This is a genomic window from Streptomyces sp. AC627_RSS907, from assembly GCF_019049165.1.
The window spans coordinates 1-549 of sequence record NZ_JAGMUE010000814.1; the positions used below are offsets into that span (position 1 = coordinate 1).

Annotated in this window: 1 protein-coding gene; it reads left to right on the forward strand. The window is 78.5% G+C overall.

Annotated features, from left to right (window positions below; all coding sequences use genetic code 11):
* Positions 1 to 549: aspartate/glutamate racemase family protein (locus KUM32_RS38785; protein ID WP_217146489.1), on the forward strand; the 549-nt coding region annotated here is incomplete at both ends.

A 549-nucleotide genomic window follows, 5' to 3' on the forward strand; every position in this document is an offset into this window, starting at 1 on the left:
GGCTGGACGCCCTGGTGGAAATGGGCTCGGCGGCCAGGCTCGCGGCCGGGGTGGGGGAGCTGCGCCGGCGCGGCGCGGAGGCGGTCGTCTGGGCCTGCACCAGCGCCAGCTTCGTCTTCGGCTGGGAGGGCGCCGGCGCGCAGGTGCGCGAGCTGGCGGTCACCGCCGGCACCCCGGCGTCCAGCACGTCCTTCGCCTTCGCCCGCGCGGCGCGCGCCATCGGCGCCGAGCGGGTGGCCGTGGCCGCCACGTACCCGCGGGACGTCGCCGACCGCTTCACGGCCTTCCTCAGGGCGGCCGGCATCGAGGTGGTCCAGGCGCGCGCCAGCGGCGTCATCACCGCGGCCGAGGTCGGCACCTGGGGCGAGGCGGAGGTGCTGGGCCTGGCCCGCGCCGGCGACCACCCTAGGGCGCGGGCGGTGCTGCTGCCGGACACCGCCCTGCACACCGCGGCCCACCTGTCCGCCCTGGAGGCCGCCGTCGGCAAGCCCGTACTGACCGCCAACCAGGTCACCGTCTGGGAGGGCCTGCGCCTCCTCGACCGCGCGG